8 protein-coding genes are annotated in these 6387 nt (G+C 65.2%); 3 read left to right on the top strand and 5 right to left on the bottom strand.

Annotated features, from left to right (window positions below):
* On the bottom strand, positions 1 to 198 hold a 198-nt coding region (locus AC1DT2_RS13675; RefSeq protein ID WP_477296857.1), incomplete at its 3' end, for an L-histidine N(alpha)-methyltransferase.
* Positions 195 to 1463, bottom strand: a complete 1269-nt coding sequence (gene egtB, locus AC1DT2_RS13670; protein ID WP_477296856.1) for an ergothioneine biosynthesis protein EgtB — start codon at positions 1461 to 1463, stop codon at positions 195 to 197. The genes egtB and AC1DT2_RS13675, both read right to left, overlap by 4 nt.
* Positions 1464 to 1651: 188 nt before the next feature.
* On the opposite strand from egtB, the gene AC1DT2_RS13665 reads away from it, so the two are divergent.
* Entirely contained in the window at positions 1652 to 2104 is a 453-nt protein-coding gene (locus AC1DT2_RS13665) for a DUF6491 family protein (RefSeq protein ID WP_477296854.1), read from the top strand.
* A gap of 129 nt (positions 2105 to 2233) precedes the next feature.
* Here the strand turns inward: AC1DT2_RS13665 and AC1DT2_RS13660 are convergent, their stop codons facing one another.
* The 3 genes from AC1DT2_RS13660 to AC1DT2_RS13650 form a co-directional block, all read right to left on the bottom strand.
* Positions 2234 to 2644, bottom strand: coding sequence for a hypothetical protein (locus tag AC1DT2_RS13660; protein WP_213948008.1), 411 nt, complete (start codon positions 2642 to 2644; stop codon positions 2234 to 2236).
* Between the two features lie 77 nt (positions 2645 to 2721).
* Positions 2722 to 4872 (bottom strand): bifunctional 23S rRNA (guanine(2069)-N(7))-methyltransferase RlmK/23S rRNA (guanine(2445)-N(2))-methyltransferase RlmL, encoded by a 2151-nt coding sequence (rlmKL, locus tag AC1DT2_RS13655; protein ID WP_477296851.1) that lies wholly within the window; start codon positions 4870 to 4872, stop codon positions 2722 to 2724.
* The gene (locus tag AC1DT2_RS13650; RefSeq protein ID WP_477296849.1) at positions 4869 to 5387 is read right to left on the bottom strand and encodes an alpha/beta fold hydrolase; all 519 of its coding nucleotides are present in this window, start codon (positions 5385 to 5387) and stop codon (positions 4869 to 4871) included. Before AC1DT2_RS13650 ends, rlmKL begins: the two co-directional genes overlap by 4 nt.
* Positions 5388 to 5432: 45 nt before the next feature.
* On the opposite strand from AC1DT2_RS13650, the gene AC1DT2_RS13645 reads away from it, so the two are divergent.
* Both AC1DT2_RS13645 and AC1DT2_RS13640 read left to right on the top strand, forming a co-directional pair.
* Complete coding sequence (locus tag AC1DT2_RS13645) at positions 5433 to 5987, top strand: N-acetylmuramoyl-L-alanine amidase (protein WP_477296847.1); 555 nt, start codon at positions 5433 to 5435, stop codon at positions 5985 to 5987.
* Between the two features lie 49 nt (positions 5988 to 6036).
* A partial coding sequence (locus AC1DT2_RS13640; protein ID WP_477296845.1) for an acyl-CoA thioesterase occupies positions 6037 to 6387 on the top strand: 351 nt, incomplete at its 3' end.

Genomic DNA, 6387 nt, shown 5'->3' with positions numbered 1-6387 from the left:
CGCGATCTCGGTACGCGTGAGGTAGTACTCGGGCTGCTCGCAGATCGCCTCGAAAAGGGCGGAGCCGCGTTCATCGTAAAACAGTCGCGACGGCAGTTTCTTCGCCTTCAAAGCGAGCCCACGGCGAACGGTGTGCAGCGTGTCCTCGACATCCGGATGGCGGTCGTCGACGCGGATGTCTTTCGGTTGAGCGCTCATCGATCGTTTCCCAGTCGTATCCCCGAAAACTGCCAACGGGCATGGGGAGGAAAGAAGTTCCGGTAAGTCGCACGAACGTGATCGGCGGGCGTAGCGCAGGAACCTCCGCGGAGGATCCATTGCCCGTTCATGAACTTGCCATTGTATTCGCCAAGGGCTCCGGCCAATGTCCGGTAACCCGGGTAACTGACATATGGGCTCATTGTCCATTCCCAAACGTCGCCATACATCTGCCCGAGCGGGGTCTCGAACGAGCAGGCACGGGGTTGGAACGCCCCGCTATCCTGAAGGTTCCCGCGCACGGGCAAGGCTGCCGCCATGGTTTCCCACTCGACTTCGGTGGGAAGGCGCGCGCCAGCCCACCGCGCGAAGGCGTCGGCTTCGAAATAGCTGATGTGACACACGGGGGCATGCGGGTCGATCGCACGGCGCCCCTGCAGGGTGAATTCGGTCTCCAGGGCCTCGTCCCAGTACAAGGGCCGCTGCCACTGTTCTGCCTGGACCGTAGCCCAGCCGTCGGCCAGCCACAGCGTGGGCTGGCGGTAGCCCCCATCGAGGACGAAGGCCATGAACTCCGCATTGGTAGCCGGACGATTGGCCAGCGATCCGGCCTGTCGGTAGGTCCGATGACGCGGACCTTCATTGTCGAACGAGAAGCCCTCCCCGCCGTACCCGATCTCGACGATACCTTCGTCGAACGGTACGAAGGCCAGGGCGGGCGCAGCGACGGACAGCGACCGAGGCGCATCTGGCGCAAACGCGGGCTCCAGCGGGTTCTGCGCAAACGCATGCTTGATATCGGTGAGCAGGAGCTCCTGGTGCTGCTGCTCGTGTTGAACACCCAACTCGACCAGTGTCGGCAAGGTGGCATCGTCACCACGCGCGATTAACGTGACGATCGCGTCGTCCACGCGACATCGATAGTCCCGAACCTCATCCAGTGCAGGCCGCGTGAGCAGGCCGCGCTTCGGGCGCGCGTGCATCGGCCCGACCGACTGGTAGTACGAGTTGAACAGGAAGTGCCACTCCGGGTTCGGCGACACGTAGGCGGGATCGCGCGACAGGATGAACTGCTCGAAGAACCAGGTAGTGTGCGCGAGGTGCCACTTCGTCGGACTGGCGTCCGGCATGGACTGCACCACGGTATCCTCGGCCTTCAGGCGCGACGCCAGTTCCGCCGTACGGTGGCGGATGCTGAGGAAGCGTTGGGCGAGGTCCGCGCTGGCCGGCGGGTTCGGGTCGATGCCAAGCGGTCGGACGGTCATAAAGTGGGTTTTCCTGCACTGCCGACGGACTCGTCAGTCATTACGGAAACCTTGCCAGCGGAACTGTTCAACGAACGTGAGCGGACCCGACCGCCGCCTTAACGGCAGATCTACCGACGCCGCCTTTTCTCTCGTTTCGGGGCACAAACGGGCTTAACGTGCAGATTCATACGAAGGAGTGCCCGGCCATGAAAGTCCGTTACCTGTTTGTCGCTTCCCTGCTCCTCACCGTGGCCGCCCACGCCGCCGACCAGGCACCCGCCCCCGGCGCCGCCCCCGCCACCAAGCCCCTCGAGTTCAACGACTGCATGCGGACCGACAGGATCACCGACTGGAAGGTGATCGACGACCAGACTGTCGTCGTCGCGACCGGGCCCGATCACTTCCTGGTCAAGACGAACGTGGCGTGCCCGCGCATAGGGCTGGGCGGGGGTGTCCGCTTCAAAACCGCCGAGAGCAACAAGGCCATTGGCGGGTTTCGCATCTGTGGCACCCCCACCGAGAAGGTGCTGCGTATCAACGGCGACCCGCCGTGTGACATCCAGTCGGTAAGCACGATCGACAAGGACACCTACAAGGCCATGTCGAAGAACGCGAAGCTCAGCGGCTCCGGTGCCGGCACCAGCGGCTCAAAGCCGTAAGCCAGAGCCTATCCCCCTCTGTAGGAGCCGATTCATCGGCGATCCCGCGGCAGCGGGCCAGCCCGCACAAAAAGAAGCCCGGCTATAAGCCGGGCTTCTTGTTTCAACCAATTACCTGCTCAGCGACGATCAATACCCGTCGTCACGCACATAGCGCGTGGTGCTGTAACCGTCGTCCACGTAGGTGGTGGTGGTCACGCGACGGGTAACGACCGGGGCGTCCTGGTAGACGACGGTGGCCGGACGGCTGTAGTAAGCCGGGCCGTCGTCATAGACGACCGTGCGCGGCTGCGAGGCATTCGCAACGAGGCCGACGACCGCACCGGCCACGATGGCACCGGCGATCCAGCGACCGGCGTGATCGTAGTGACCGCGGCCGTAGTAACCGCCGCCATGGTAGCCGTAGCCGCCGTGGTAGCCACCGTAACCGCCATGGTAGCCACCGCCGTAGCCATACCCACGTGCGAACGCAGCAGGTGCGAACGCCATCAGACCCGCGGCGGCGAGAAGAAGGGCGGACTTAGCGAACTTAGCTTTCATGACAATTACCTCCGGGTGTTGAGCGCAGATTCGCGCCCGGCCACTGAATCCGGACTGAAGTTTTTTCCACGGCCCGTTCACGTTTTCCACGGGTTCACGAACGGCTTCCGAAGCAGCCAGCAGCCATGGATGTTGTGGCGGCGGGCGAAGTCGAACGGGATGCTCGGTGCACTCCAGTCTTCAATCTGGAAATGGGGCTCCAAAGCCTCCCGATCAAGCTGGAAACGACGGAAGTTGTTGGAGAAAACGATCACGCCGTCGGGCRGGAGGCGTTCGTTGCAGGCCAGCAACAGCTTCACGTGGTCGCGCTGGACGTCAAAGTCGTCGGCCTTCTTCGAGTTGGAGAAGGTCGGCGGATCGACATAGATCAGGCCGTACATCATGGAGCGCTTTTCGAGGAAGGTCAGGGCATCTTCCTGGACGAGCCGGTGGCGGGCACCGCTATAGCCGTTCAGGTCGAGGTTGCGCGAGGCCCAATCGAGGTAGGTCCCCGAGAGGTCCACCGTGGTGGTGTCGCGCGCGTCGCCGGCCGCGGCATAGACGCTGGCCGTGCCCGTATAGGCGAACAGGTTGAGGAAATGCTTGCCGGCGGCAAGTTCCCGGATCCTGGCGCGGACCAGGCGGTGATCGATGAACAAGCCGGTATCGAGATAATCGGTGGGGTTGATCAGGAACTTCAGGCCCCCTTCGTTCACCTCGATGAACTCGCCCTTCTGGTCGAACTGCCCGTACTTGGAGCCACCCTTGCCCCGCTCGCGCGTCTTCACGGCGATCCGGTCGCGCGGGATCTCGAGCACTTCACTGGCCACGCGGACGATCTCGCGCATGCGAATGCGCGCGACGTCCACCGGCACATCCAGCGGCGCCTTGTATTCCTGGATGTGCAGCCAGTTTTCGTAGACGTCGATGGCGGCTGCGTATTCGGGCAGGTCCTGGTCGTAGGCGCGCCAGCAGGTGATGCCCTCGCGGCTCAGACGCTTGCGCAGGTGGCGGACGTTCTTGTCCAGCCGGTTCTTCAGCATCTGCGCGCCGTCGGACAGCGGCTTGGCCTCGCGGGGCGCCTCGTCACGCGCGCRCAGGGCGAAGGTGAGCAGCGGTGTCTCGAGAGCGCCGTTGAACAGCACGTAGCGCTTGTCCGGGCTGAGGCGCAGGGCACGGCCCAGTTCCTCGTCGCCTGCCAGCACGGCGGCGCGCCACCCCGCGAAGCGGTCCTTCAGGGCCTGGCCGAGGTCGCGATAGAGGGCCGGCAGTTCGGCGCGGTCACCCAGACGCTCGCCATAAGGGGGGTTCGTGATGACGAGGCCAAGCGGCGTCTCCGGCGGCGGTTCGACGTGGACGGCGTCGCGGCGGTCCAGGTGGAAGAAGCCGGCCACGCCTGCGTTCTGCGCATTGCGCTTGGTGGTCTGCACCATGTGCGGATCGGAGTCGCTGCCGAAGAATACCGGACGCAGGTTGCGCAAGCCTTCGTCGGCGCGGGCCCTGGCCTCGTCGTAGATCGAGCGCCACAGGGAATAATCGTGCTTGGCCCAGCCAAGGAAGCCGTAGTAGTCGCGCTTCAGGCCGGGCGCCACGTCGGCGGCCATCAGCGCGCCTTCGATCAGAAGGGTGCCCGAACCGCACATGGGGTCGACCAGCGCGCCGCCTTCGGCATAGATGCGAGGCCACTGCGCGCGCACCAGCATCGCCGCGGCGAGGTTTTCCTTCAGCGGTGCCTCGCCCTGCTCCTCGCGCCAGTTACGGCGGTGCAACGGCAGGCCAGAGAGATCGATCGACAGCGTGGCGCGGTCACGCCGCACGCGGACGTTGATGCGAAGGTCCGGCTCTTCCGGATCGACATCCGGGCGCGAACCGGTCGCGGCCCGGTACTGGTCGACGATCGCGTCCTTGGTCTTCAGCGCGATGAACTGGCTGTGGGTGAGCTTGCTCATCGCCGTATTGGCGTCCACGGCAAGTGTGCCGTGCGGCGCCAGGTGCTCGGACCAGTCGATGTCCTGGATGCCTGCATAGAGCTGATCCGGATCGGCGGCGTCGAACTCCGACAGCGGCAAGAGGATCCGGCTGGCCATGCGCGACCAGAGGCAGGCGCGGTAAGCGGTCTCGATCGAACCGGTGAAGGCGACACCGGCGAGTGCCTCGCGAACGTCACCGGCGCCGATGGCGATCAGTTCGTCCTTGAGCAGGTACTCGAGGCCTTTCGGGCAGGTGGCAAAGAACTTGGTTTTGGTCATGCAAGGTTCCCCAGGAAGCGAAGGAACTCGGCTTCGATGTCGGGCAAGGTGGCGCCTAGGCGGTGGTCGTCCTGCACGAGCAGGGCGGGAATGGCGTGGTCACGGGCGAAAGCCAGTGCCTCGCCCAGGGGGCAGACGTCGTCGGCATAGCCATGGACGAGGAAGGTCGGTACAGCGGCCCTCAGGGCGAACTCCCTCGGATAGCCCGGGATCTTCGTCGGCAGGGCCAGCAGGAAGATGCCCGCCACGGGAGCGTCCAGCGAGGCCAGCCCGGAGACGAAGGCGCCCATGCTCGAGCCGACCAGGACCGGCGGTGTCGGCGAGGCCGCGATGGCCCCGGTCAGCCGGGCCAGGCGCGGATCGATGCTGCCGGCATGGCCGCTGGCGTCGTCCTCCCGGTAATCCGGGCGGACCGTGGTCCAGCCCTGCGACTCGGCCAGGGCCGCCAGGACGCTCACCTTGGTGGCGTCGGGGCCCGAATCGGAGCCGTGGGAAAGAATGATGTGGCCGCGCATGGCGGTCTCCGGACGCGGAATGACCGGCTATGTTATCAAAGCGCCATGATCGACATTCTCGACACCCCCCTGCCCTATGTCGCCCGCCTGCCCGAACGGGCCGCGGACACCATCGACCTCGTGGTCATACACTGCACCGAGCTGCCCGACCTGGCCATGGCCCGGGAGTACGGCGAGAAGGTGCTATACGACACCGGGGCCGGCAATAGCGGTCATTACTACGTCGACCGGGACGGCACGGTGCTCTGCTACGTGGACCCCCTGCGCGTCGCCCATCACACCCGCGGCTACAACCCGCGCTCCATCGGCATCGAACTGGTCAACACCGGGCGTTACCCGGACTGGTTCCATTCGGCGAAGCAGACCATGACCGAGCCGTACCCGGAGGCGCAGATCACCGCCCTGCGCGCTCTGCTCGACCACCTGGTCGAACGCTTTCCTTCGCTCCGGCACATCGCCGGCCACGAAGACCTGGACACCGCCATGGTCCCGTCCAGCGACGATCCCGAGAACGAGGTCCCACGCAAGCGCGATCCCGGTCCGCAGTTTCCCTGGGTTCGTGCCTACGACGCCGGTCGCCTGGGCCGGCTCGACGGCTGACGCCCGCTATACTCGGCGCTCATTCGCTCCACGGTCAGAAAGGAAACCCATGTCGGACGCTCACGTCGGCGAACTCGTCGAACTCCTCGAACTCGAACGCCTGGAAGACAACCTCTTCCGCGGCCAGAGTCGGGACATCGGCACACGCTTCGTCTTCGGCGGCCAGGTGCTCGGCCAGGCCCTGTCGGCGGCACAACGCACCGTGGATCCCAAGCGTGAAGCACACTCGCTGCACGCCTATTTCCTGCGCGCCGGCGACATCAACGCACCRATCGTCTACAACGTGGAGCGCACGCGCGACGGCGGCGCGTTCTCCTCGCGCCGCGTGGTCGCCATCCAGCACGGCCAGCCGATTCTCAACGGCTCCATCTCGTTCCAGGAGCCGGAGACCGGTTACGAG

It is taken from the genome of Luteibacter sp. P4_E6, assembly GCF_056401535.1.
Note: the sequence above shows the minus strand (reverse complement) of the source record. Positions and strands in the feature narration are given on the sequence as shown.